Origin of the sequence: Actinosynnema sp. CS-041913 (genome assembly GCF_050942485.1) — a bacterium.
Classification (GTDB): Bacteria; Actinomycetota; Actinomycetes; order Mycobacteriales; family Pseudonocardiaceae; genus Actinosynnema.
Genome location: NZ_CP192037.1, coordinates 569,135 through 591,292 on the forward strand (window position 1 = coordinate 569,135; position 22,158 = coordinate 591,292).

25 protein-coding genes are annotated in these 22,158 nt (G+C 70.3%); 11 read left to right on the top strand and 14 right to left on the bottom strand.

What is annotated here, in order from left to right:
- The first annotated feature begins 26 nt into the window (after positions 1-26).
- The 3 genes from ACQPZF_RS02775 to ACQPZF_RS02785 all read left to right on the top strand — a co-directional run bounded on the left by ACQPZF_RS02775 (position 27) and on the right by ACQPZF_RS02785 (position 1,195).
- Positions 27-626, top strand: a complete 600-nt coding sequence (locus tag ACQPZF_RS02775) for a DUF2537 domain-containing protein (protein ID WP_433267887.1) — start codon at positions 27-29, stop codon at positions 624-626.
- Between the two features lie 215 nt (positions 627-841).
- Positions 842-982 (top strand): hypothetical protein, encoded by a 141-nt coding sequence (locus tag ACQPZF_RS02780; protein WP_433267889.1) that lies wholly within the window; start codon positions 842-844, stop codon positions 980-982.
- Between the two features lie 12 nt (positions 983-994).
- A complete protein-coding gene (locus tag ACQPZF_RS02785; protein ID WP_433267890.1) occupies positions 995-1,195 on the top strand; it encodes a DUF397 domain-containing protein in 201 nt (66 codons plus the stop codon).
- A 121-nt stretch (positions 1,196-1,316) separates the two neighbouring features.
- On the opposite strand, the gene ACQPZF_RS02790 is transcribed toward ACQPZF_RS02785, so the two are convergent.
- Both ACQPZF_RS02790 and ACQPZF_RS02795 read right to left on the bottom strand, forming a co-directional pair.
- Positions 1,317-3,170 carry an ABC transporter ATP-binding protein gene (locus ACQPZF_RS02790; RefSeq protein ID WP_433267892.1) on the bottom strand — a complete coding sequence of 618 codons (1,854 nt, stop codon included), beginning with the start codon at positions 3,168-3,170 and terminating at the stop codon, positions 1,317-1,319.
- Positions 3,167-4,897, bottom strand: a complete 1,731-nt coding sequence (locus tag ACQPZF_RS02795) for an ABC transporter ATP-binding protein (protein ID WP_433267894.1) — start codon at positions 4,895-4,897, stop codon at positions 3,167-3,169. The genes ACQPZF_RS02790 and ACQPZF_RS02795 overlap by 4 nt, the downstream gene beginning before the upstream one ends.
- Positions 4,898-5,055: 158 nt before the next feature.
- Here ACQPZF_RS02795 and ACQPZF_RS02800 point away from each other — a divergent pair, with 158 nt between their 5' ends.
- Both ACQPZF_RS02800 and ACQPZF_RS02805 read left to right on the top strand, forming a co-directional pair.
- Complete coding sequence (locus ACQPZF_RS02800) at positions 5,056-5,301, top strand: hypothetical protein (RefSeq protein WP_433267896.1); 246 nt, start codon at positions 5,056-5,058, stop codon at positions 5,299-5,301.
- A 98-nt stretch (positions 5,302-5,399) separates the two neighbouring features.
- On the top strand, positions 5,400-5,831 hold the full coding sequence (locus tag ACQPZF_RS02805) for a hypothetical protein (RefSeq protein ID WP_433267898.1): 432 nt from the start codon (positions 5,400-5,402) through the stop codon (positions 5,829-5,831).
- Positions 5,832-5,858: 27 nt separating this feature from the next.
- Here ACQPZF_RS02805 and ACQPZF_RS02810 read toward each other — a convergent pair whose 3' ends face one another.
- The 5 genes from ACQPZF_RS02810 to ACQPZF_RS02830 all read right to left on the bottom strand — a co-directional run bounded on the left by ACQPZF_RS02810 (position 5,859) and on the right by ACQPZF_RS02830 (position 10,511).
- Complete coding sequence (locus tag ACQPZF_RS02810; protein ID WP_433267900.1) at positions 5,859-6,287, bottom strand: hypothetical protein; 429 nt, start codon at positions 6,285-6,287, stop codon at positions 5,859-5,861.
- Positions 6,280-6,654, bottom strand: a complete 375-nt coding sequence (locus ACQPZF_RS02815) for a hypothetical protein (RefSeq protein WP_433267902.1) — start codon at positions 6,652-6,654, stop codon at positions 6,280-6,282. The genes ACQPZF_RS02810 and ACQPZF_RS02815 overlap by 8 nt, the downstream gene beginning before the upstream one ends.
- A gap of 76 nt (positions 6,655-6,730) precedes the next feature.
- The gene (gene sepH, locus ACQPZF_RS02820) at positions 6,731-7,672 is read right to left on the bottom strand and encodes a septation protein SepH (protein ID WP_433267904.1); all 942 of its coding nucleotides are present in this window, start codon (positions 7,670-7,672) and stop codon (positions 6,731-6,733) included.
- Between the two features lie 275 nt (positions 7,673-7,947).
- On the bottom strand, positions 7,948-9,081 hold the full coding sequence (gene serC, locus ACQPZF_RS02825; protein ID WP_433267906.1) for a phosphoserine transaminase: 1,134 nt from the start codon (positions 9,079-9,081) through the stop codon (positions 7,948-7,950).
- Positions 9,082-9,395: 314 nt separating this feature from the next.
- On the bottom strand, positions 9,396-10,511 hold the full coding sequence (locus ACQPZF_RS02830; RefSeq protein WP_433267907.1) for a citrate synthase 2: 1,116 nt from the start codon (positions 10,509-10,511) through the stop codon (positions 9,396-9,398).
- A gap of 510 nt (positions 10,512-11,021) precedes the next feature.
- On the opposite strand from ACQPZF_RS02830, the gene pdxH reads away from it, so the two are divergent.
- Positions 11,022-11,678, top strand: a complete 657-nt coding sequence (pdxH, locus tag ACQPZF_RS02835) for a pyridoxamine 5'-phosphate oxidase (protein WP_433267909.1) — start codon at positions 11,022-11,024, stop codon at positions 11,676-11,678.
- A 93-nt stretch (positions 11,679-11,771) separates the two neighbouring features.
- Here pdxH and ACQPZF_RS02840 read toward each other — a convergent pair whose 3' ends face one another.
- The 3 genes from ACQPZF_RS02840 to ACQPZF_RS02850 all read right to left on the bottom strand — a co-directional run bounded on the left by ACQPZF_RS02840 (position 11,772) and on the right by ACQPZF_RS02850 (position 15,156).
- Entirely contained in the window at positions 11,772-13,043 is a 1,272-nt protein-coding gene (locus ACQPZF_RS02840) for a DUF2079 domain-containing protein (protein ID WP_433267911.1), read from the bottom strand.
- A 117-nt stretch (positions 13,044-13,160) separates the two neighbouring features.
- Positions 13,161-14,495 (bottom strand): ATP-binding protein, encoded by a 1,335-nt coding sequence (locus ACQPZF_RS02845; RefSeq protein WP_433267913.1) that lies wholly within the window; start codon positions 14,493-14,495, stop codon positions 13,161-13,163.
- 1 nt (position 14,496) lies between these two features.
- Complete coding sequence (locus ACQPZF_RS02850; RefSeq protein WP_433267914.1) at positions 14,497-15,156, bottom strand: response regulator transcription factor; 660 nt, start codon at positions 15,154-15,156, stop codon at positions 14,497-14,499.
- Between the two features lie 75 nt (positions 15,157-15,231).
- Here ACQPZF_RS02850 and ACQPZF_RS02855 point away from each other — a divergent pair, with 75 nt between their 5' ends.
- Positions 15,232-16,512, top strand: coding sequence for an MFS transporter (locus ACQPZF_RS02855; protein WP_433267916.1), 1,281 nt, complete (start codon positions 15,232-15,234; stop codon positions 16,510-16,512).
- Here ACQPZF_RS02855 and ACQPZF_RS02860 read toward each other — a convergent pair.
- Together ACQPZF_RS02860 and ACQPZF_RS02865 are read right to left on the bottom strand one after the other, a co-directional pair.
- On the bottom strand, positions 16,472-16,636 hold the full coding sequence (locus ACQPZF_RS02860; RefSeq protein WP_433267917.1) for a DUF397 domain-containing protein: 165 nt from the start codon (positions 16,634-16,636) through the stop codon (positions 16,472-16,474). The genes ACQPZF_RS02855 and ACQPZF_RS02860 overlap by 41 nt on opposite strands.
- 12 nt (positions 16,637-16,648) lie before the next feature.
- Complete coding sequence (locus ACQPZF_RS02865) at positions 16,649-17,488, bottom strand: helix-turn-helix domain-containing protein (protein WP_433267918.1); 840 nt, start codon at positions 17,486-17,488, stop codon at positions 16,649-16,651.
- 94 nt (positions 17,489-17,582) lie between these two features.
- Here ACQPZF_RS02865 and ACQPZF_RS02870 point away from each other — a divergent pair, with 94 nt between their 5' ends.
- Together ACQPZF_RS02870 and ACQPZF_RS02875 are read left to right on the top strand one after the other, a co-directional pair.
- The gene (locus ACQPZF_RS02870; RefSeq protein WP_433267920.1) at positions 17,583-17,813 is read left to right on the top strand and encodes a hypothetical protein; all 231 of its coding nucleotides are present in this window, start codon (positions 17,583-17,585) and stop codon (positions 17,811-17,813) included.
- Positions 17,814-17,884: 71 nt separating this feature from the next.
- Complete coding sequence (locus ACQPZF_RS02875; RefSeq protein WP_433267921.1) at positions 17,885-19,267, top strand: APC family permease; 1,383 nt, start codon at positions 17,885-17,887, stop codon at positions 19,265-19,267.
- A gap of 110 nt (positions 19,268-19,377) precedes the next feature.
- Here the strand turns inward: ACQPZF_RS02875 and ACQPZF_RS02880 are convergent, their stop codons facing one another.
- Positions 19,378-19,611, bottom strand: coding sequence for a hypothetical protein (locus ACQPZF_RS02880; protein WP_433267923.1), 234 nt, complete (start codon positions 19,609-19,611; stop codon positions 19,378-19,380).
- A gap of 292 nt (positions 19,612-19,903) precedes the next feature.
- Here ACQPZF_RS02880 and ACQPZF_RS02885 point away from each other — a divergent pair, with 292 nt between their 5' ends.
- Positions 19,904-20,776: an aldose 1-epimerase family protein gene (locus ACQPZF_RS02885; protein WP_433267925.1), complete on the top strand. Its 873-nt coding sequence runs from the start codon at positions 19,904-19,906 to the stop codon at positions 20,774-20,776.
- Between the two features lie 19 nt (positions 20,777-20,795).
- A complete protein-coding gene (locus ACQPZF_RS02890) occupies positions 20,796-21,989 on the top strand; it encodes an amidohydrolase (RefSeq protein WP_433267927.1) in 1,194 nt (397 codons plus the stop codon).
- A 6-nt stretch (positions 21,990-21,995) separates the two neighbouring features.
- On the opposite strand, the gene ACQPZF_RS02895 is transcribed toward ACQPZF_RS02890, so the two are convergent.
- A complete protein-coding gene (locus ACQPZF_RS02895) occupies positions 21,996-22,157 on the bottom strand; it encodes a hypothetical protein (RefSeq protein WP_433267929.1) in 162 nt (53 codons plus the stop codon).
- Between the last annotated feature and the right edge of the window lies 1 nt (position 22,158).

Below are 22,158 nucleotides of genomic sequence, written 5' to 3' on the forward strand. Positions count from 1 at the left end.
ACACAGCATCCCTGAGGAGGACATTCGTGGAACTGCGGGTCCAGGACGGCCGTGCCGTGCTGGCGGGCCGCGACGACGGGGCCGAGCGGGAAGTCGACCCGCACACCCTGCCACTCGGCGCGGGCCTGGCCGAAGCGCTGCACGAGTGGGCCAAGGTAGCCGAAGCGGTGCTGCGCACGGACGCACCCGCCGACGGCGCCGCCAACGCCCTGGTGACCAGGAGAGGCCGCCAACTGGCCGGCCGCGTGGCCGCCGACATGGGCACCCCCGTCGCCTACACGGACCCGGTCAGCGGCGAGCAGTACGTGGTGGAGGCCCCGACCGAGGCCCCCGTCGAACCCCCGGCGGAGCAACCCCCGCCGCCTCGGGAGCCGACCCCTTGGGGCACCGGCCTGACGGTCAGCGTCTTCACCGCCGCCGTGGTGACGTTCATGATCGTCACCCTGTCGCTGGGGCTGGGCGAGACCAGCAGATGGCTCGCCCTGCTGGCCAACGTCCTGGTCGTGGGAGGCATCGCCCCGTCGGTCTGGCTGGCCCGCAAGGTGCTGGTGTGGCGCTGGGTGGCCTACGGCGTGGTGGCGGGAGTGCTGCTGGCCTGGTTCACCCTGATCCTGACCTTGCTCTGATCAACTCGTCCGGACGAGCCGGCCGGCTATGCCGTCGACGTGGTCGAAGAAGGCGAGTGCCGTCTGTTCGTCGCTGGTGTGCAACAGCACCTCGCCGGATGCGACCGAGACCGAGCTTCGGAGTGCCGTGGATCTCAGCGTGCAGCGCCAGGAGCGGCTCACCGGAACGCATCCGCTGCGGCTACGGGCCCTGCTCGACGAGTCGTTGTTCGACCGTGTCGGCCACCTACTACGAGAAGCGGCGGGAAGTGCGAGCGCATGCCGATCTGTTCGAGCAGATCGCGTCGACCGCTTTGACGCCGGAGGGGACGCGCGATCGACTGGCTACCCTGGGCGGGCTCAGGAGCGGCGACTGAAAGGGGCCGGCGATGAACGACCTCCCCCACCTCGGCTGGCGCAAATCGACCAGGTCGAGCGGTGAGAACGGCAACTGCGTGGAGGTGGCCCGCACCCCGGGACTCCGCGCGCTGCGCGACTCGAAGAACCCGGCGGGCGGTGTGCTGTTCGTCGGCCGGCGGTCGGCGGAAGCGTTCCTCGCGGGCGTCAAGGCGGACCGGTTCGACCGGTGAACGGGAAGGGCGGGTCGCGGCGGTAGTGGTCCGCCGCGACCCGCGCTGTTCCAGGGCCCGAACCCCGATCAGGTCCGACACCCGAACCCGATACCGGCCGGCGAGACCCGCTGTACCCGGATCAGGCCAGCGAATCACGCCACGCCGTGTGCAGCGCCGCGAACCGGCCGTCGTCGCCGATCAGGTCCTCCGGCGTGCCGTCCTCCACGATCCGGCCCCCGTCGAGCACCAGCACGCGGTCCGCGATCAGGACTGTCGACAGGCGGTGGGCGATGATGAAGGCCGTCCGGTCCGCCAGCACGGTCTCCAGCGCGCCCTGCACGAGGCGTTCCGACGGCACGTCCAGGCTGGATGTCGCCTCGTCCAGCACCAGCACCGCCGGGTCCGCCAGGAACGCCCGTGCGAACGCCACCATCTGCCGCTGGCCGGCGGACAGCCGTCCACCGCGTTTGCGCACGTCCGTGTCGTACCCCTCGGGCAGGGCGGTGATGAACTCGTGCGCGCCCACGGCCCGTGCGGCGGCCTCCACCTCGTCCCGGTCGGCCGACGGCCTACCGAGCGCGATGTTGTCCGCCACCGACCCGTCGAACAGGAAGTTCTCCTGGGTCACCATCACCACGGCCCGCCGCAGGTCGGCGTCGGTCACCGAGCGCAGGTCCACGCCGTCCAGCAGCACGGCGCCGTCGGACGGGTCGTAGAACCGCGCCACCAGCTTCGCCAGCGTCGACTTGCCCGCGCCCGTCGCACCCACCAGCGCCACCGTCTGCCCGGCCGGCACGTGCAGGTCGAACGGCGGCAGCACCACCGGCGTCGACGCCGAGTAGCGGAACTCCACCCCGTCGAACGCCACCTGACCGCGCACGTCACCGAGCGGCGCGGGGTCGTCCGGCTCCGGCACGGTCGGCTTCTCCTCCAGGAGGCCGGAGATCTTCTCCAGCGCCGCCGTCGCCGACGCGTACGAGTTGGCGAACATCGCGATCTCGTCGAACGGGTCGTAGAACCGCCGCACGTACAGCGTGAACGCCGCCAGCACGCCCAACTCCAGTTGCCCGCCCGCGACCCGCCACGCGCCCAGCGCCAGGATCACCGCGAGCGACACGTTGCCGATCACCCGCACCAGCGAGGTGAACGCCGCCATCACGCGGAACGCCTCGGCGTTCGCGTCCCGGAACCGGGCGTTCAGCTCGCCCATGATCTTCTCGTTGCGCCGCTCCCGCCGGAACGCCTGCACCGCGCGGATGCCGTTCATGGTCTCCACGAACTGTACGATGATCTTCGCGATCGCGCCGCGGGTGCCCCGGTAGACCGTCGTCGACCGCCGCTGGAACCACCGGACGAGCAGCAGCAGCGGCAGGAAGCCGAACAGCACGACCATCGCCAGCGGCGGGTCCAGGGTGAGCATCACGACGGAGATGCCGACCACCGACAGCATCGACGTGAAGAACCCGTCCAGCCCCTCCTCCAGCAGGTCCTGCAACGAGTCCACGTCACTGGTCAGCCGCGAGATGACCTTGCCGGAGGTGTACTTCTCGTGGAACGCGACGGACAGCCGCTGGACGTGCCGGAAGATGCGCTCCCGCAGGTCCAGCAGCAGGTCCTGGCCGATCCGCCCGGTCAGCCGGACGAACGACCAGCGCAGCAGGGTCGCCGCCAGCGCCGTGCCCACGTACCCGCCGACGCACCACGTGAGCACGCCGGGACGGCCGTCCAGCGCGGCCGGCACTCCCCGGTCGATCGCCACCGCGATGAGCAGTGGACCGGCCAGGTGGGCGAGGTTCTCGGCGATCACGATGACCAGCGCGAGCACCGCCGCACGGGTGTGCGGGCGCACCAGCGAGCGCAGCAGCTTGCGCGACCGGGCCTGCAGCTTCACGCCGGTCGCGTGGTCCAGTTCCTCGACGTCCTCGGAGGCGACGCCCCGCCACTTCTCCTCGGTCGCCGCCTCGTCGGTCCGGCTCATCGTCTCGGTCGTCACGCCGCCACCTCCTCATCTTCCATAGTGGACAGAAGATGTCGATACTCTTCGTTGTCCGCCAACAGCTCCCGGTGCGTGCCGACGGCCGCGATCCGTCCGTCCACGAGCATCGCCACCCGGTCGGCGAGCTGCACCGTGCTCGGCCGGTGCGCGACCACGAGCGCCGTCACGCCGGTCAGCACGCGGTGCAGCGCGGCCTCCACCTCGGCCTCCGTGTGCACGTCCAGGGCGGACAGCGGGTCGTCCAGCACGAGCACCGCCGGGTGCCCGACGACCGCGCGCGCCAGCGCGAGCCGCTGCCGCTGGCCGCCGGACAGCGACAGGCCCTGCTCGCCGATCCGGGTGTCCAGGCCCCACGGCAGGGCGTCCACGAACTCCTCGGCGCGGGCCACCTGCAATGCCTCGCGCACCCGCGCCTCGTCCACGTCCTCGTTGCCCAGGGCGACGTTCTCGGTGACGCTCGCGGAGAACAGGATCGGCTCCTCGAACGCCGTGCCGACCACCGTGCGCAGCTCCGCCAGGTCCAGCTCGCGCACGTCCACACCGTCGATCGTCACCCGGCCGGACGTGACGTCGGTCAGCCGGGGCACCAGCGCCGTCACGGTCGTCTTGCCCGACCCGGTGGCCCCGACCAGCGCGACCGTCTCGCCCGGTCGGATGTCCAGGTCCACACCCCGCAACACCTCGCGCTCGCTGCCGGGGTGCGCGTAGTGCACGTCCTCGAACCGCACGTGCCCCCGGACCCGCTCGGGCAGCGGCTTGGCGTCGACCGGGTTGGTGATGGTCACGGGCGCGTCCATCACCTCGTAGTACCGCTCGGACGCCGACGCGGTCTGGTTCGTCTCGGCCAGCAGCCAGCCGATCGAGTCGATCGGCCACCGCAGGTACGCGCTCACCGTGACGGCGGCGACCAGCGTGCCCACCGTGACGGTGCCGTCCGCGATCCCCACCGCGCCGTACGCGAGCTGCCCGGCGATCGCCAACTCGGGCAGCACGATCAACACCGCCCACAGCAGCGCGAACACCCGGACCTTGGCCAGTTCGGTGTCCCGCAGGTCCCGGGCCTGCCGGAGGAACCGCTGGGTCAGGTGCGGCCCCCGCCCGAACGCCTTGAGCACCCGGATGCCCAGCACCGACTCCTCGACCACCGTGGTCAGGTCGCCGGTCTGGTCCTGCGCCTTGCGGGCCACCACCTTGAACTTCGTCTCGAACAGGTAGGACAGCGCCAGCAGCGGCAGGGTGCAGGCCAGCACGATCGCGCCCAGCACCGGCGACAGCCAGAACAGCACACCGAGGCCGACCAGCACGATCAGCGTGTTCACCACGAGGAACGTGATGACGAACGCCACGAACCGCCGCACCGTGTTGAGGTCGGTCGTCGCGCGGGACAGCAACTGACCGGACTGCCACCGGTCGTGGAACGACACCGGCAGCCGCTGGAGGTGCCGGTACATGTCGGCCCGCATCCGCGCCTCGACGTCGGACGCCGGCCGCGCGATGAACCGGCGGCGGGCGTAGAAGAACGCGGCCTCGGCGATGCCCAGCACCAGCACCAGGCCGATCAGCGGCGGCAACGCCCCCAGGTCGCGCCCGGCGATCGGGCCGTCCACGATGCGTTGGGTGATGAGCGGGATGCCCAGGCCGCAGAGCATCGCCAGCAGTGCCGCCGACATGCTGAGCAGCATCTGGAAGCGCACGGGCCGGAAGTACGGCCACAGCCGGCGCACGGTGGCGGCCGTGGAAGTTCGTCGGTCCGCGGTGTTGGATGGTGACCTCGCCGGCTCACTCACTGAATTCGTCCCCCTAGAGTCCGTTTCCACGGTACGAACCTCACCCGCGTGGGGCATCCGGTTTTCCCGCTGACGAACATGCAGGCTCGACCAAGGTGGAGGTCAAGATGGGCGTGCGCTACCTGCGCACCGAGCCGACCATGGTGTTCCCGCACGGCAGGCTGCTGGCGGTCCGCGGCGGCAAGCTGCACGTGCTGGCCCCGGACGGCTGGGATCCCGTGTCGACCCGCGCCGACCGCGCCCGGCCGATCAGCCGGGAGGAAGCGGAGGACTGGTGCGAACACGAGGGCTGGGACCTGCACCTGCTCGACACGGTCCCCATCCCTGACCAGGGCTTCTAGTGCTGAGTCCCGGAACGTTGACCCGCTGATCGGTCTGACGGTCCAGGCTGGTCGCCAATCCGGCCCACGACACCCCACGACCCGCTTAAGGTGCAGGAATGGCGGAGGACGGATTCGTCGAAGTACGCGGGGCCAACCGGGACAACAACGTGATCCTGCACCTCTTCGCCGTGGCGTTGATGGCCACCGGACCGATCGTCTACGCGGCCAACGACGGCGGCACCGTCGGCATCGTGCTCACCGTGGTGCTGTTGCCGCTGGGCATCGCCGTGTGGCGCGGTATCGCGCGCGCCAAGCGGCGGCTGCTGCGCCTGGACGAGGTGGGTCTGCCCGCGACCGCCGTGGTCCTGTCCATGCGGCCGATCAGCGAGGATTCCACGGTCCGCGTCCGGCTCCTGATCAAGGGCCCGGACGTGCCCGAGTTCGTGATCGAGCACGACGCCAGGTACGACCCCGGCCTGAAGCCGGGGAACAAGCTCGTCGCGGCGGTCGACCCCGACGACCACCGCGACTTCGAACTGGACTACTGAACCGGACTACCAGGGAACGCCGCGCGACTATCGCTTCCGGAACATGGCCGGCGCGGTCAGCAGCCCCGCCAGCCCGTAACTGGCCCCGGCGAGCAGCGTCAACACGGTCCACCTGTCACCCAGCCCGGAGAACTGCTCCGGCAGCTTGAAGTAGTGCGCCACCCCCAACAGCACCGGCCCGATCAGCACGATCGGCCACACCGGCCGCACCTTGAGCACCCACAACACCGGCCCGGCCAGCAGCGCGCTCACCACCAGCGCCACCGGCAGCCCGATCACGACCAGCAGGATGAACCCGCCCAGCGTCGTCTCGTTCACCACGCGGTCCAGCACGCCGCTCCGGTAGGCCCAGATCCACACGATCAACAGCGCCGACCCGACGACGGCGGACACGACGACGCGCAACAGCACCTTGAACGCGAGGCCGCCCGCCGTGGGGCGCGTGGTGTCAGTCACGGCCAGCAGTGTGGCCGACCGAGTGCCGCGCTGTCACCGGTGCGGCCAGCGCGAAGCCCAGCGCACCGGCCAGCACCCCGCCCGCCGGCACGGAGATCCAGACCGTCGTGAGCGTCAGCACGGCCGCGAAGAACATCCCCACCGCCGCCATCCCCAACGGCCGCTCCACCTTCGCCGCGGCCAGCACCGCCCACCCGAGCAGCACCCCGACGACCAGGCTCACCGGGATGGCGACCAGCCCCATGGCCAGGCAGTCCCAGTCGTCCTTGGAGCACACGGCCCCGGACGCGATGAACTCCCGCAGCCCCCACCAGGCCGCACCGAGGCCGGCCCCGACCGCCGCGCCCACCACGATTCGCCCCAGCATGGCCGAGGACTACCCGTGACCGGCCGCGCACAAACGGCGAAGGGCCTCCGCGCTGAGGCGGAGGCCCTCCGATCGATCAGCCCCGGTTCGAGCGGACGCCCAGCAGGACGTCCTCCCACGACGGGACGATCGGGTGGTTCTTCTTGCCGCGCTTGGGCGGCTCCTTCTTCGCCGGGGCCTGCGCGGGCGCCTGCTTGGCCGGCGCCGCCGGTGGTTCCTCGGCGACCGCGGGCGTCGGTGCGGGCGCGGCGGGCGCAGGAGCAGGAGGCGGCGGTGCCGGAGCGGGCTCCGGTTCCGGCACGGGCTCCTGGACCACCGGAGGAGGCGGCGGCGGGGCCGGCTCCTCGCGGGCGAGGATCTCCGTTTCCGCCTGCTTCTCCAGCGCCAGCGCCTGCCTCGCGAGCTGGGTCACCGGCCGGACGGTGCGCAGCACCCGGTTGGGGTTCGGGTCCATCAGCTCGACGGCCCCGTCGTCCAGCGCGGTCACCGTGCCGCCGTGCGCGCCGGGGTGGAACGACCAGTGCGCCCGGTTGTCCGAGCGGCCGGCCGTCCAGTGGAGCTGCACGACCCAGCGCCCGTCCTCGCCACGCCACGAGTCCCAGCTCACGTCCGTGTAGTCCTGGCCGCGCAGCCCGAACGAGTGCGCGACGACCTCGCCGAGCGTCTGCACGTCCGGCCCGTCCTCGCGCACCGGGTGGGCGCGCTGCGCCAGCTCGGCCGTGCGGGACCGCTCCAGCAGCACCGGGTACGCGTACCGCTCGACCCGGTTGGCCGGGATGCCGGCGGCCGTGGCCACCTGCTCGACGGACTCGCCGGCGCGGATGCGGGCCTGGATCTCCCGTGGGCGCATCTGGCTCTCCACCTCGATCTCGATCTGGCCGAGTCGGGTGAGGTCGCCCCGCGCCGCCGCGCGCAGCCGTTCGTCAGCGGGCAGCACGAAGCGCTCGCCGCGATCCGGGTCCTCGAGGATGACGGACTTGCCGTCCTCTTCGAGCCCGATGACCCGCAGCGCTCGCATCATGGCCTCCCGAATGACTTCACCTCGCCAGGTGCCGACGTTAATCCGGCGTGCCGCCTTGACGTGGGAGGCTCGCCGTGTTCACCGATATCTTCGTGTGATCTTGCCTTATGTCGCCGTGCCGCGCACGTCTGTTACCTGAAGGTTCACCTCAACGGCGCGGCAGTGCATTTCCCGAATGGGTCATGGCATTCGAACACCTGATCGACTGGAACGCGAAACGGGGGCCTTCCCGATCGAATGGGGAAGGCCCCCGTCGCGCGACGGTCGAGGCGTCAGAGCTTCGAGACCACCCAGTCGACGGCCTTGGTCAGCGTGCTCACGTCGGTCGGCTCGACCGCCGGGAACATCGCGACCCGGAGCTGGTTGCGGCCCAGCTTGCGGTACGGCTCGACGTCCACGATGCCGTTGGCGCGCAACACCTTCGCCACCACGGAGGCGTCCACCGAGTCGTCGAAGTCGACGGTGCCGACGACCTGCGAGCGGTGGTTCGGGTCGGCCACGTACGGCGTGGTGTAGGAGGTGGACTCGGCCCACGTGTACAGCCGCGACGACGAGTCGGCCGTGCGGTCGACCGCCCACGACAGGCCGCCGTTGGCGAGGAGCCACTCGATCTGGTCGTTCAGCAGGAACAGCGTCGCGATCGACGGCGTGTTGTAGGTCTGCTCCTTGGTGGAGTTGTCCAGCGCCGTGGTCAGCGACAGGAACTCCGGCACCCACCGGCCCGACGCGCCGATCTCGGCCACCCGCTCCAACGCGGCCGGGGACATCAGCGCGATCCACAGGCCGCCGTCGGAGGCGAAGCACTTCTGCGGCGCGAAGTAGTAGACGTCGAAGTCGGCGGCGTTGACGGGCAGGCCGCCCGCGCCGGACGTGGCGTCGATCGCGACCAGCGCGCCGTCCGAGCCGTCCGGCCGGAACACCGGCACCGCGACACCGGTCGACGTCTCGTTGTGCGCCCAGCCCACCAGGTCCGCGCCCTCGGCGTAGGTGATCTCCGGCGCGGAGCCGGGGTCGGCCTTCACGACGACCGAGTCGCCGAGGAACGGCGCGTCCGAGGTGACCTTGGCGAACTTCGAGGAGAACTCGCCGTAGGTGAAGTGCTGCGCGCGCTCGCGGACCAGGCCGAACGCCGCCGCGTCCCAGAACGCCGTGGTGCCGCCGTTGCCCAGTACGACCTGGTAGCCCTCGGGCAGCGAGAACAGCTCCCGCAGACCGGAGCGCACCGAGCCGACCAGGGACTTCACCGGCTTCTGCCGGTGGGAGGTGCCCATCAGGGCGGCGCCCTCGGACGCCAGGGCGGCCAACGCCTCCGGGCGGACCTTGGACGGCCCGCAACCGAAGCGGCCGTCGGACGGCAGCAGGTCGGAGGGCAGGACCAGGGTGGTCGGGTCGGCGGTCTGGGTCATCGCGAAGCCTCCGGGTACGGGGGAGGGGGACAGCCTGACCGGCGCCGTTGCCGGGGGCACCAGTGTTGCAGCCGGGTGGCCGGACAGTGACGGCCGGGTGTCCGTGCTCACGTTCCCCCCGGCCACCGCCCGCCACCCCCTCCGGCCACCACCGGCCACTAAGGACCGCTCCGCCCCAGCCTCCCGGCTCCGGGGGCGGGTGCGGGGCGGGTGCGGGGCGGGTGCGGGCGGTGCTCGGGATGTCGGGATCGGGGGGTGGGCGGCGCGGGGTCAGGCGATCTCCCGGTCTCCCCGCGATGTGTGGGCGGTGCGAGTCAGGCGATCTCCTCCCAGCCTTCCACTTCGGACGGCACGCGCGGACCGGGGCCCACGTAGGACGCGGACGGCCGCACGAGCCGTCCGGTGCGCTTCTGCTCCAGGATGTGCGCCGACCACCCGGCGGTCCGCGCACACGTGAACATCGCGGGCATCATGTGCGGCGGCACCTGGGCGAAGTCCAGGATCACCGCGGCCCAGAACTCGACGTTGGTCTCGATCGCCCGGTCGGGCCGGCGTTCCCGCAGTTCCGCGAGCGCCGCCTTCTCCAGCGCGTCCGCCGCTTCGTAACGGGCCGCGCCCAGCTCCCGGCAGGTGCGCCGGAGCACTCGCGCACGCGGGTCCTCCGCCCGGTACACCCGGTGGCCGAAACCCATCAGGCGCTCGCCCCGGTCGAGGATCCCGGTGACCACGGCCCGCGCGTCGCCGGTCCGCTCGACCTCCTCGATCATCGGCAGCACCCGCGCCGGCGCGCCGCCGTGCAGCGGGCCGGACATGGCTCCTATCGCGCCGGACATCGACGCCGCCACGTCCGCGCCGGTGGACGCGATCACCCGGGCGGTGAACGTCGAGGCGTTCAGGCCGTGCTCGGCGGCCGACACCCAGTACGCGTCCAGCGCCTTCACGTGCGCCGGGTCCGGCTCGCCGCGCCAGCGGGTGAGGAAGCGCTCGGTGATGGTGCGGCACTCGTCGATCCGGCGCTGCGGCACCGCCGCCCGCCCGATGCCGCGCGCGGACTGCGCCGCGTACGACAGTGCCATCACCGACGCCCGCGCGAGCTGCGACCGGGCCTCCTCGTCGGTGATGTCCAGCAGTGGCTGGTAGCCCCAGATCGGCGCGACCATCGCCAGCGCCGCCTGCACGTCCACCCGCACGTCACCGGTGTGCACCGGGATCGGGAACGGCTCGGCGGGCGGCAGGCCCGGCCCGAACCGGCCGTCCACCAGCAACGCCCACACGTTGCCGAAGGTGACCTGGCCCGCCAGGTCCTCGATGTCCACCCCGCGGTAGCGCAGCGCGCCACCGTCGCGATCCGGCTCGGCGATCTCGGTGCGGAAGGCGACGACACCTTCCAACCCCGGCCGGAACCCGTCCTGCTCGGTCTGCTGCACCACGCTGTGCGCTCCTTGTCAACGAGGCTCGAGAGTTGGGAAAACCTTGCTCTCCTCCAGACCCGCCGGCAACGACGCATTTCCGTGGCGTCGGTCACGATTCAGGAACCGATTCAGAAACCGGGCCGTCGTGAGCCGTTTCTTTCCGCTCTGCGGTAGCGCGATTTCACTCCTATCGCGCTCCGGGGCGAGGGCCGGTCCGCACCTCTCTCACACGACCGGTCGTCGCTCGTTGCGCTGACGCGGGGAGGCGGTCGGGCGACCGCGCCGGCCGCCGACGTGGTGACGGTGGAGCACCCGCCGGACGAGCCGGCCCGAATCCGTCCCGGATCGAGTGAGGGTCTGACTCGATCTCGTGCTCGATTCCGATCAAAAGATCACACCGACAGTCACGATCCGGGTGGTCCTCATCACCACGCAGGCGGTTTCGCGTACGAGCGGGAACCCGTACGGTCGCGGGAACGTTGGGTGCCACAAGTGCCTTGCCAGGTAAAACCTGCTCGGGAGGTCGGAATGTCGGAGACGACGAACATCGCGTTGCCGTCGATGCGCGTGTCTTACGAACAGGGTTCGCTCACGGAGAGCGACCTGGCGGCCACCTGGCACGAGCAGTTGCAGCTTTGGCTGGACCAGGCCGCCGGCGCGGGCCTGTCGGAGCCCAACGCGATGGTGCTGGCGACCTCGGACACCGAGGGCCGGCCGTCGTCCCGGACCGTCCTGGCGAAGGGCCTCGACGCGCGCGGGCTGGTGTTCTTCACCAACTACACGTCCGCCAAGAGCCACGACCTGATGGCCACCCGCTACGCCTCCGCGACGTTCCCGTGGTTCGCGATGCAGCGCCAGGCGCACGTGCGCGGCACGGTCGAGAAGGTCGGCCCGGAGGAGACCGCCCGCTACTGGAACAGCCGCCCGCGCGGCTCGCAGCTCGGCGCCTGGGCCTCCCCGCAGTCCCGCGTGGTGTCCGGCCGCACCACCCTGGAGAGCGCGCTGAACAAGATCGAGCGCCAGTTCGCCGAAGCCGACCGAGTACCGGTCCCGCCGCACTGGGGTGGCTGGCGCATCCGGCCCGAAGAGGTCGAGTTCTGGCAGGGCCGCCGCGACCGCATGCACGACCGCCTCCGCTTCCGCCTCGGCCGCGACGGCTGGGAACTCCAGCGCGTCGCTCCCTAACGCTTCCACGGCGTGACAGCCGGGAACTCCAGCGCGTCGCCCCGCTAACGTCTTCACGAGCGCGACGGCCGATAGCTTTCGCGCGTCGTGCCCCTAACGCTTCCACAGCACGAGGTGCGCGGACTCCGCGATCGGCTGGTGCGGAACGGTTTCGAGCGTCCGCCGTTCTTCGTCGGTGGACACCGGCCAGCCCGGTGACGGCCGGGACACCAGCAGGTAGTCCGCGTCGGTGTGCCAAGGGAACAAGCTGACCTCGCACCGGCCGGTCAACTGTGGCGCCACCCGGTTCGACGCGGCGACCGTCGCGTCGTCCGGGATCAGGGCGAGAATCCGCCGCGCCTCCGCTTGTTGCGCGGCGTCCCACAACGGCGGGGACGGCGGCCGTAGCGGCAGGAGCACGGTGAACGCGGCCGTCACGACCGCGCAGACCCACACGCGGGTCGGGCGTGCCGCGAGGAACGCGCCGAACACGATCGGCATCAGCACCGCGCTGTAGTGGTAGCCGATGCCCCAGTACGCCGGGTTGCCGGACGCGAACCGCCAGCCCAGCGTCGGCAGCGCCAGCAGCACCAGCGGTGACCGCAAGGCCAGGAAACCCGTGGGAGCCAACAAGACCAGCAAGGTGGCCAGCCGGGTCAGCAGCCCCAGCTCGGAGTCGCTGGGGCGCAACTGGTCCCAGTATTGGTAGTCGCCGGTCGGGTTGGCCGGCGGCAGCAACACGAAGAGGATCATGACGAAGCTGAGCGCGCCGAACGCGACGGTGGCCGCGCCGAGCCGGTATTGCCTGCGGTACACCAGGTACAGGCCGATCGCGGCGACCGTGACCGGCAGGTCTTCCTTCACCAGCACCAAAGGCGCGGCCCACAGCACCGCCGTGCGCCACTGCTCGTCGATCAACGCCTCGATCGCGAACGCCAGCAGCGGGACCGCGAAGCAGATCTCGTGGAAGTCGAACGCCACCGCGTTCTGCAACCCCCACGAGAAGCCGTAGGCGACGCCGACCACCACACCTCTGGGGCCCAGCCGCTCGGCTAGCCTGGTCACCGGGATCGTGGAGGCCGCGAACAGGAACGCCTGGGCGACCAGCAGCGTCTCGGCGCGCGGCGCGACGGCGTAGAACGGCGCGAGCAGCGCGATGATCGGGTGGAAGTGGTCGCCGAGCAGCGGGAAGTCCCGGCCCTTCAGGTCGGAGGTGGGCAGCCGCAGGTCCGCGTACGAACGCACGGCCTGCTCGAAGATGCCCAGGTCGTAGCCGGTGCTCTGGAAGGCGTGGTGCCGCCAGAGCGAGTAGGTGGTGTACAGGGCGAGGAAGCCGACCGCGACGGCGTAGGCCGGCCGGACGGTGAGCCGGGTTCGGATGAGCACCGGCGCAGCTTCGGATCATGGTGCTGAGCCGAACCTGAAATCGCCTGAAGCCTTCTTCAGGTATCGAGTTCCGATAATCGCTTTCGCCTCACCGGAGGCTCCGGCCCGACACGGGCTTCAGCCCAGTGGCAGGCGGACCACCAGCTTCGCGCCTCTCGTGCTCGGCGCGACCTCCACCGTGCCGCCGTGCGCGTGGGCGATCTCGCGGGCGATGGCGAGTCCCAGCCCGGCCCCGCCCTCGTCCCGCGCCCGACCTTCGTCCAGCCGCACGAACCGCTCGAAGACCCGTTCCCGATCGGCCTCCGGGATGCCCGGACCGTCGTCCGCCACGGTCAGCACGGCGTACCCGTCCTCGGTGGTCAGGGTGGTGCCGACCTGCGATTCCTTGTGGTGCTCGGCGTTGTCGAGCAGGTTGCGCACGAGCCGCTGGAGGTGCAGCGCACTGCCCTGGACGACCACGGACCCCGGAACGCCGACCAACGCCGCCAGGTCGACGCTCTCGTCGACCGGCGGCGCGCCCTCGACGCGGGTCAGCAGCATCAGGTCCGCCACCACGGCCTGCATCCGTTCGAGGTCCAGCACGACGTCCGAGGCGGTGCGCCGCCAGTCGACCCGGTCCGGGTGGGCGAGCAGGACTTCCAACTGGGTGCGCACCGACGCCAGCGGCGTGCGCAGCTCGTGCGACGCGTCGGAGGTGAACTGCCGTTGCCGCGCAAGGGAAGTCGCCAGTCGCGCGAGCATGTCGTTCATGGTGCCGGCGAGGTCCGCGATCTCGTCCCGCGCCCGTGGCACCGGAACCCGGCGGTCGAGGTCGTGCGCGCTGATCTCGGCGACCTCCCGCCGGATCGCCGCCACCGGCTGCAACGCCCGCCCGACCGCGAACCACGCCACCAGCCCGATGAGCAGCACGGTCAGCGGCACCGCGATCCACAACACCACCCGGACGGCCGCCACCAGCCGTTCCGCCTCGGGGACCGGTTTGGCCGCCAGGTGCACGACGTACCGGCCGTCGCCGCTGAGGATGGACGCCACCCGCGCGGGGCCCGGCGGCGAGAAGTCCGCCGAGAACAGGCACTTGTCGTCGGTCCCGATCACGACGTCCACCACGACGGTGCGCGGCGCCCCCAGTCCGAACATCGATCCGGCCGACCCGGTCGGCGCGAGGAACGGCCGGCCGGCGCGCTCCGGCCCGAGTTCCGGGCAGGTGACCACCCGCTCGCCCGCCAGGTCGACGATCTCGTACGGGCCGATGCCGAGCATGGTCGGCAGCCGCCGTGGGTCGCCGACCTGGTCGATCAGCTCCGCCACCCGCAGCGAACCGGCGGTGGCGAGGTCGTCCGCCCCGGCCTGCAACTGGTTGTCCATCTGCCGGACCAGGTACACCGCGCCGATCGTCAGCAGCGTCGCCGACACCAACGCCGCGACCAGGGCCACCCGGAGCCGCGTCGTCAACCTACGCACCGGGCATCACGTACCCCGCGCCGCGCACCGTGCGGATGGTGTCGCGGCCGAGCTTGCGGCGCAGCGAGCTGATGTAGACCTCGACCAGGTTCGGGTCGGGCGTGGTCGTGAAGTCCCACAGGTTCTCCAGCATGTCGGCCTTGGTCACGACCTCGCCGGACCGTTGCAGGAGGTAGCTCAGGACGGAGAACTCCTTGGTGGACAAGGGGACCAAGGTCCCCCGGCACCGGCACTCGCGCTTGCCCAGGTCAAGCTCGACGTCCCTGTGCCGGAGCACGCTCGCCCGTGGCGACCCGCCGCGCCGGATCAGCGCGCGCAGCCGGGCCAGGAAGATGATGTAGGAGAACGGTTTCGACAGGAAGTCGTCCGCCCCGGTGTCCAGAGCGTCGGCCTCGTCCAGCTCGCCGTCCTTCGCGGTCAGCATCAGGATCGGCGTGTCGTTGCCCTGGGCCCTGAGCCGCGCGCACACCCGGTAGCCGTTCAGACCGGGCAGCAGGATGTCCAGCACGATCGCGGCGTACTGGTGCTCCGACGCCAGCCACAGCCCGTCCGGCCCGTTGTGCGCGAGGTCGACCGCGTACCCCTCGGCTGCCAGCCCGGCGCGCAACGACTCGGCTAGTCGCTTCTCGTCCTCGACGACCAGCAGGCGCATCCGGCCAGGCTACGGGGCGGGCGGGTCGGCAGTGGCAGATGTCTCGGCGAAGAAGTCGTTAGTTGTCGTACGCTAATGAGAGTGAGGAGACTGCTGGGCAAGGTCGCGATCGACACCCGACCGTTGAAGGTGACGGCGTTCCGGCGGCTCTGGTTGTCGACCGTGGTCACGGCCGTCGGCAGTCAGCTCACGGCGGTCGCGGTGCCCAAGCAGGTGTACGACATCACCGGATCGTCGGGCTGGGTCGGCGTCTCGGCGGGCGTCGCGCTGGTGCCGCTGCTGGTGTTCGGGCTGTGGGGCGGTGCGGTCGCCGACGTCGTGGACCGGCGGAAGCTGTTGGTCGTGACCAACACCGGGATCGCCGTCACGTCGGTGCTGCTGTGGTTGCAGGCCGCGTTCGACGTCCAGTCGGTGTGGGTCGTCATCGCACTGCTCGGTCTGCAACAGGTGTTCTTCGCCGCCAACGCACCCGCCCGGACGGCCTCCATCGCCCGCCTCGTGCCGGAGGACCAGATGGCGGCAGCCGCCGCGCTCGGGTCGACCGTGATGACGTTCGGCGGCGTGTTCGGCCCGATGCTGGCCGGCGCGCTGATGCCGGTGATCGGGCTGCCGATGCTGTACCTGGCGGACGCGATCGCGTTGACGCTGACCATCTGGGCGGTGTGGAAACTGCCGCCGATGCCGCCGCTCGACGGGGTCTCCCGGCGGCCGGCGCTGGCCGACGTGCTCGACGGGTTCCGGTACCTGGCGCTGCAGAAGATCCTGCTGGCTTCGTTCCTGCTGGACATCATCGCGATGGTCTTCGGGATGCCGCGCGCGCTGTTCCCGGAGATGGCGGAGGAGACGTTCGGTGACCCGGCGGGCGGCGGTCTGGCGCTCGGGTGGCTGTTCGCGGCGATCCCGTTGGGCGCGCTGCTGTGCGGACTGGTGTCGGGCTGGACGTCGCGGGTGCTCCGGCACGGCGTCGGCGTGGTGCTGGCGATCGTGGTGTGGGGTCTGGCGATGGTCGGGTTCGGCCTGTCGCACGCGCTGTGGCTGGCCGTGGTGTTCCTGGCGATCGGCGGGGCGGCCGACATGATCAGCATGGTGTTCCGCAGCGCGATCCTCCAGAACGCCACGACGGACGAGATGCGCGGCCGGATGCAGGGCGTGTTCATCGTCGTGGTCGCCGGTGGGCCGCGCCTGGCGGACCTGCTGCACGGCACGACCGGCGCGGCCATCGGCGCCGGCGCCGCCACCGCCTGGGGCGGTCTGGCGGTGGTGGTGGCGACGGCGCTGGCGGTGGTGGCGATCCCGGCGGTGTGGCGCTACCGGTTCACCGTTGGGACTGTCGGACAAACCGCGCCCACGAAGTAGCGGGGAGGCTGATCGTCGGGTCGGGGTTCTTGGAGTCCCGAGCCATGACGCGGTCGGAGTGGTGCGCCACCTCGACGCAGTTGGCTGTGGTGTTGCTGCGAGAACTCTTACGCCACATGGTCATGCGGTCATGATTTCACGCGAGGCGCTTCAGGAACTCCGCCGTTTCCTCAACGCTGTAGGCCAGCTTGACGATGGCATCCCATGCCATCTCGAACGTCTCGATCTGGTCGTACTCGTCCAGGAACAGGCTTGTGATCTTGTTCTCCAGCAAGATCAGGCTTGGGTCGTCGTCATACTCCAGGATTACGAACGGGCCACTGAGGCCTGCGTGCAGCGACGCTTCGGTTGGTATGACTTGAACAGTGACGTTAGGCATCTGAGCGGTGTCAGCGATGTGTCGGATCTGACGCGCGTGGGCACCAGGTTCGCCGAAGGGGCGTTCCAGCGCCGCTTGCTCGATGATCGTGTGCAGCCTGAGCGGCTCGCTTCGGCTGAGCAAGCATCGGCGGGCGAGTCGGCTGGCGACCAGTGCATCGATCTCTCCTTCCGACAGGGCGTGTCCAGTGGCCCGAATGAGTGCCTGGGCGTACTCTGCGGTCTGCAGAAGACCGGGGATCCCGAGCGGCTCGTAGTTGAGCAAAGTACTCGCCTCATCCTCGAAGTCGGCCCAGGTTTGCCAGTCCTCAGGCAGGTTTTCGTTGTTTATGCGCAACAGACCTCGCTCTTCGGCGTGCCGAGCAAGGTCTAGCAACTCCGCGCGTTCCGCGCGGGTGACGTCGTAGAGGTCGAGCAACTTTTCCAGATCATCCAGATAGATGCCGATGCCTGAGGTTTCGATGCGACTGATCTTGCTGCCTGACATGCCAACCGCATCACCGGCGGCATCAGTGCTCAGGCCGGTGGCGGCGCGGAGCTTGCGGAGGACATATGCGAGTCGACGGGAGCGGACTGATCGTCCGGAGCGGCGTGCCATGGGAACGACGTTAGAGGCGGTGCAGTTCTAATAGCCATGTTGTTCACCCAATGGTGGCATTGCAGTGCTTTTGGAAGCGCTGCAATCTATTCGCATGAGCCAAGAGCGGATCATCGAGACGGACGAGGCGAAGCGGGACTGGGTGTTGCGGTGTGAAGGGGCCGCGAACAAGGTGTTCGAGCTGGGGGTGAGTCTGGGTACCGTCGAAGTGCACCTGCCGGTCGACGTCGACACCATCCGGCTCGACCGCCGGCAGACCGTGGACTTCAGGTCTGCCTTGGACGAAGCCATCGAGCGGGCCGAGGCGGACGTGCGGGCCGGCTGAACATCAAGGTTTGCCCAAGCCTTGCCGATTCGACTGTTGGACCCAGGTGTGATCCGGCACACTCACGCGGCATGGCGGAAGCGACGAGCGCACCGGCGCAACCGGAACTGAAGCGGGCCATCGGCCCGAAGCTCCTGCTGTTCTTCGTGGTCGGCGACATCCTCGGCACCGGCATCTACGCCCTCACCGGCAACGTCGCGGGCAAGATCGGCGGCGCGCTGTGGCTGCCGTTCCTGATCGCGTTCGCGGTCGCGTTCCTGACGGCGTTCAGCTACCTCGAACTCGTCGGCAAGTACCCCCGGGCGGCCGGGGCGGCGCTGTACACCAACCGGGCGTTCAAGATCCAGTTCCTCACCTTCATGGTGGCGTTCGCGGTGATGAGTTCGGGCATCACGTCCGCCTCGTCCGCCGCGCTGGCGTTCGGGCGGACCTACCTCCAATCCGTCATCAAGGAGTTCTTCTCCGACACGTTCACGGTGTCCGCGACGCTGGTCGCGATCCTGTTCATCGTCGGGCTGGCGCTCATCAACTTCCGGGGCGTGTCCGAGTCGGTCAAGGCGAACGTCGTCCTGACCTGCATCGAGCTGTCCGGTCTGGTGATCATCATCGCGATCGGCGTCTACGCCATCGCCGCGGGGGACGGTGACACGGGCCGGCTGACGCAGGTCGACCCCGCGCCGGGGCAGTCGGCCCTGGTCGCCATCACCTCGGCGACGGCGCTGGCGTTCTTCGCGATGGTCGGGTTCGAGGACTCCGTCAACATGGCCGAGGAGTGCCGCGACCCGGTCCGCATCTTCCCCCGCGCGATGCTGTGGGGCATGGTCGTCGCGGCGGTGATCTACGTGCTCGTGGCGATCACCTCGTCGCTGCTCATCCCGGCGGACGAGCTGTCCAAGGCGGGCAGCTCGGCGTTGCTGCGGGTGGTCCAGGTCGGCGCTCCCGGCTTCCCGCTGTGGGTGTTCTCGCTGATCGGCCTGTTCGCCGTCATCAACTCCGCGCTGATCAACATGCTGATGGCGAGCCGGCTCATCTACGGGATGTCGCGGGAGCAGATCATCCCGAAGGTCTTCGGGACGGTGCACCCGTTCCGGCGGACGCCGTGGATCTCCATCATCTTCACCAGCGGTGTCGCGATCATCCTGGTGTCGACCGCCGACATCGCGAAGCTCGGCGGCACGACCGCGTTGCTGCTGCTGATCGTGTTCACCATCGTCAACATCGCCGTTCTGGTGCTGCGCAAGGAGAAGGCGGACCACAAGCACTTCCGGGCGCCCACCTGGGTGCCGGTGCTCGGCGCGATCACCTGCGCCTACCTGGCGAGCCCGCTGTCCGGGCGGCCCGCCGACGACTACCTGATCGCCCTCTACCTGCTCGGGGCCGGTCTGGTGCTGTGGCTGATCAACCGGATCTTCCACGGCAAGGTCGTGTTCGATGCGGAGAAGCTGTCGAAGTAACCGCCCTACCCGACGTGGTGGAGCCGGCGCCGGGCCAGTTCCACCACGTCGTGGGCGCTGAAGACGTCCACCTGGTCGCCGTGGTCGCGGACCGGTGCGCTTGGTCTGTCCTAATTGGACAGTCGAGTTCGCGAACAGTGTGCCGCCGCAGGTACTTCAACGTCCGCGTGCAGCAGCCAGCGGTCGCCGGTGTCGACCGCGACACCGCACTTCGGGCCGTGGGACCGCTGCTGGTCCGGGTAGCGGGTGCGGTCGTTGCCGGACTTGTCGGGACGCAGGGCGGCGTCGAGTTCTTCGGCCAACACGAGTACTTGCGCGTGCGGGAGCGCCGGGGTTGCGCACATCGTCCACGCCCAGACCGCTGTCGACCAGGATCAGGCCGTCGGTCTCCAGCAGCCGGCAGACCGTCGTGGCCGCCTCGAAGGCGGAACCCTCGCCGCCGACCAGTTTCCGCCGAACGGGCGCATGGTGCCGCAGGCGAGGTGGTGGACCTTCATCCGGCGGGCCTTCCCAGGAGGACGCCGAGGTGCGCGCCCACGGCGTGGAGGGGGGACAGGTCGCGGCGGGTGCGGGCGAGCAGCATCGCGCAACTGGTCTACTGATGCCGGGGCTTCCCTCCGGTGGAAGGATGTCGCCATGCTGGAGATCGCCCACGGCGCGGCGCGCGCTGTCATCACCCCTGACGGCGCAGGACTGAAGTCGTACGAGGACGGTGGTGTGCCGTACGTCGAGACGTACGACGACCGACCGCCGATGGGCTGTGGCGCGGTGCTGGTGCCGTGGCCCAACCGGACGGCCGGCGGGCGGTGGGCGCTGGACGGCGTCGAGCAGCAGTTGGACATCACCGAGCCCGACCGGGGGAACGCGATCCACGGGCTGGTGCGGCGGGCCGTGTGGACGGTGGTCGAGCACACCGGGTCGCTGGTGTCGCTGGAGGTGCCGGTGGCCGGGTTCGGGTGGCCGGTCGAGTTGAAGACCTCGATCACGTATGCGTTGGACGGCAACGGGTTGACGGTGTCCCATGCCGTGCACAACGTGGGATCGGCGCGGACGCCGTTCGGGGTCGGGACGCACCCGTACCCGCGCGCGGGGCTGTCCTCGACCGACGAGTCGATGCTGTCGTTGGCGGCCACGACGGTGCTTCCGCTGGATTCCGGGACGATGATCCCCTCCGGGCCGGCCGTGCCGGTGGAGGGCGACTGCGACTTCCGCGTCGCGAGGCTGCTGGAAGGCGTGCAGCTCGACACGCCCTTCGGCGGCTGCGAGCCGGTGGACGGGCTCGTGCGGCACGTGCTGCGCGGACCCGGTGGTGCGGTGGAGATGTGGGCCGATCCCGACTTCAAGTGGGTGCAGGTGTACACGCCCGACAACTTCCCCGGCCGTGGCCGCGCGGTCGCGATCGAGCCGATGACGTGCCCGCCGGACGCGTTGAACTCGGGGGTGGACCTGCTGTGGCTGGACCCCGGTCAGTCCTGGGCGGGTCGGTGGGGATTGCGTCCGCTGGCCTAGATTGTTAGCGTCGCTAACTATGAACGTCGCGATCACGGGTGGATACGTCGTCCCGGTTTCCGGGGAGCCCATCGAGAACGGGACTGTCCTCGTCCAGAACGGGAAGATCGTCGCGGTCGGCGCGGACGTCGCCGTGCCGGACGGCGTGCCGGTCGTGTCCGCAGACGGCGGCTGGGTGCTGCCCGGCTTCGTGGAGGCCCACGGCCACCTCGGCGTGCACGAGGAGGGCGAGGGCTGGGCGGGTCAGGACACCAACGAGATGACCGACCCCAACGGCGCGCGGCTGCGTGCGCTGGACGCCATCAACCCGGCCGACCTGGGGTTCGCGGACGCGCTGTCGGGCGGCGTCACGACCGCCGTGATCAAGCCGGGGTCCGGCAACGTGATCGGCGGGCAGACCGTCGCCGTGAAGTGCTGGGGCCGCACGGTGGACGACATGCTCGTCCGCGAGCCGGTGAGCGTGAAGAGCGCGCTGGGCGAGAACCCGAAGCGGGTGTACGGGGAGCAGAAGAAGATCCCGTCGACGCGGCAGGGTGTCGCGGCCGTCATCCGGGACGCGTTCACCAAGGCGCAGGACTACGCCGAGAAGAAGGCGGCGGCCGACGGGCCGTTCGACCGGGACAACACGCTGGAGGTGCTGTCCCGGGTGCTGGACGGATCGCTCCCGTGGTGCCAGCACTGCCACCGCGCGGACGACATCGCGACGGCGCTGCGGCTGGCCGAGGAGTTCGGGTACCGGCTGATCGTGAACCACGGCACCGAGGGGCACCTCGTCGCGGACCTGTTGGCGGAGCGCGGGGTTCCGGTGATCGTCGGCCCGTTGTTCGCCACGCGGTCGAAGGTCGAGTTGCGGTCGCGGACGCTGCGGACGCCCGGTGTGCTCGCGCGGGCCGGCGTCGAGATCGCGATCACCACGGACCACCCGGTGATCCCCATCAACTTCCTGGTGCACCAGGCGACGCTGGCGGTGAAGGAAGGGCTGGACCGCGACGTCGCGCTGGCGTCGATCACCGCGAACCCGGCCCGGATCATGGGCTTGGACGACCGGGTCGGGTCGTTGCGGCCCGGTCTGGACGGCGACGTGGTGATCTGGTCCGGCGACCCGCTGGACGTGATGAGCCGCGCGCTGCGGGTGTTCGTGGAGGGGCGCGAGGTGTACCGGTACGCCGATGGCGAAGGCGTCGTGGCGAACGCGTTCTACCAGGAGGCCTGAACACCGTTAAGCGGCGGACGCACGGTGTTCGAGAGCGGCGCGGATGCCGTCCGCGCCCTCCTGGTTGCCCATCGCCTGCGCCACGTCGGCGGTCAGGCGGCAGGCGTCCAGGAGTTGGCCGGTGAAGAGTTCGGGCTGCTGTTCGGCCAGTTCGCTGTAGATCGCCACC

Bases quoted from the DNA above. Each gene is read 5' to 3' on its own strand.
- ACQPZF_RS02785 (WP_433267890.1), top strand. From the start codon at position 995: ATGAACGACCTCCCCCACCTCGGCTGGCGCAAATCGACCAGGTCGAGC.
- ACQPZF_RS02805 (WP_433267898.1), top strand. From the start codon at position 5,400: ATGGCGGAGGACGGATTCGTCGAAGTACGCGGGGCCAACCGGGACAAC.
- ACQPZF_RS02815 (WP_433267902.1), bottom strand. From the start codon at position 6,654: ATGCTGGGGCGAATCGTGGTGGGCGCGGCGGTCGGGGCCGGCCTCGGT.
- sepH (WP_433267904.1), bottom strand. From the start codon at position 7,672: ATGCGAGCGCTGCGGGTCATCGGGCTCGAAGAGGACGGCAAGTCCGTC.
- serC (WP_433267906.1), bottom strand. From the start codon at position 9,081: ATGACCCAGACCGCCGACCCGACCACCCTGGTCCTGCCCTCCGACCTG.
- pdxH (WP_433267909.1), top strand. From the start codon at position 11,022: ATGTCGGAGACGACGAACATCGCGTTGCCGTCGATGCGCGTGTCTTAC.
- ACQPZF_RS02850 (WP_433267914.1), bottom strand. From the start codon at position 15,156: ATGCGCCTGCTGGTCGTCGAGGACGAGAAGCGACTAGCCGAGTCGTTG.
- ACQPZF_RS02855 (WP_433267916.1), top strand. From the start codon at position 15,232: ATGAGAGTGAGGAGACTGCTGGGCAAGGTCGCGATCGACACCCGACCG.
- ACQPZF_RS02860 (WP_433267917.1), bottom strand. From the start codon at position 16,636: ATGACCATGTGGCGTAAGAGTTCTCGCAGCAACACCACAGCCAACTGC.
- ACQPZF_RS02865 (WP_433267918.1), bottom strand. From the start codon at position 17,488: ATGGCACGCCGCTCCGGACGATCAGTCCGCTCCCGTCGACTCGCATAT.
- ACQPZF_RS02870 (WP_433267920.1), top strand. From the start codon at position 17,583: ATGAGCCAAGAGCGGATCATCGAGACGGACGAGGCGAAGCGGGACTGG.
- ACQPZF_RS02875 (WP_433267921.1), top strand. From the start codon at position 17,885: ATGGCGGAAGCGACGAGCGCACCGGCGCAACCGGAACTGAAGCGGGCC.
- ACQPZF_RS02880 (WP_433267923.1), bottom strand. From the start codon at position 19,611: ATGTGCGCAACCCCGGCGCTCCCGCACGCGCAAGTACTCGTGTTGGCC.
- ACQPZF_RS02885 (WP_433267925.1), top strand. From the start codon at position 19,904: ATGCTGGAGATCGCCCACGGCGCGGCGCGCGCTGTCATCACCCCTGAC.
- ACQPZF_RS02890 (WP_433267927.1), top strand. From the start codon at position 20,796: ATGAACGTCGCGATCACGGGTGGATACGTCGTCCCGGTTTCCGGGGAG.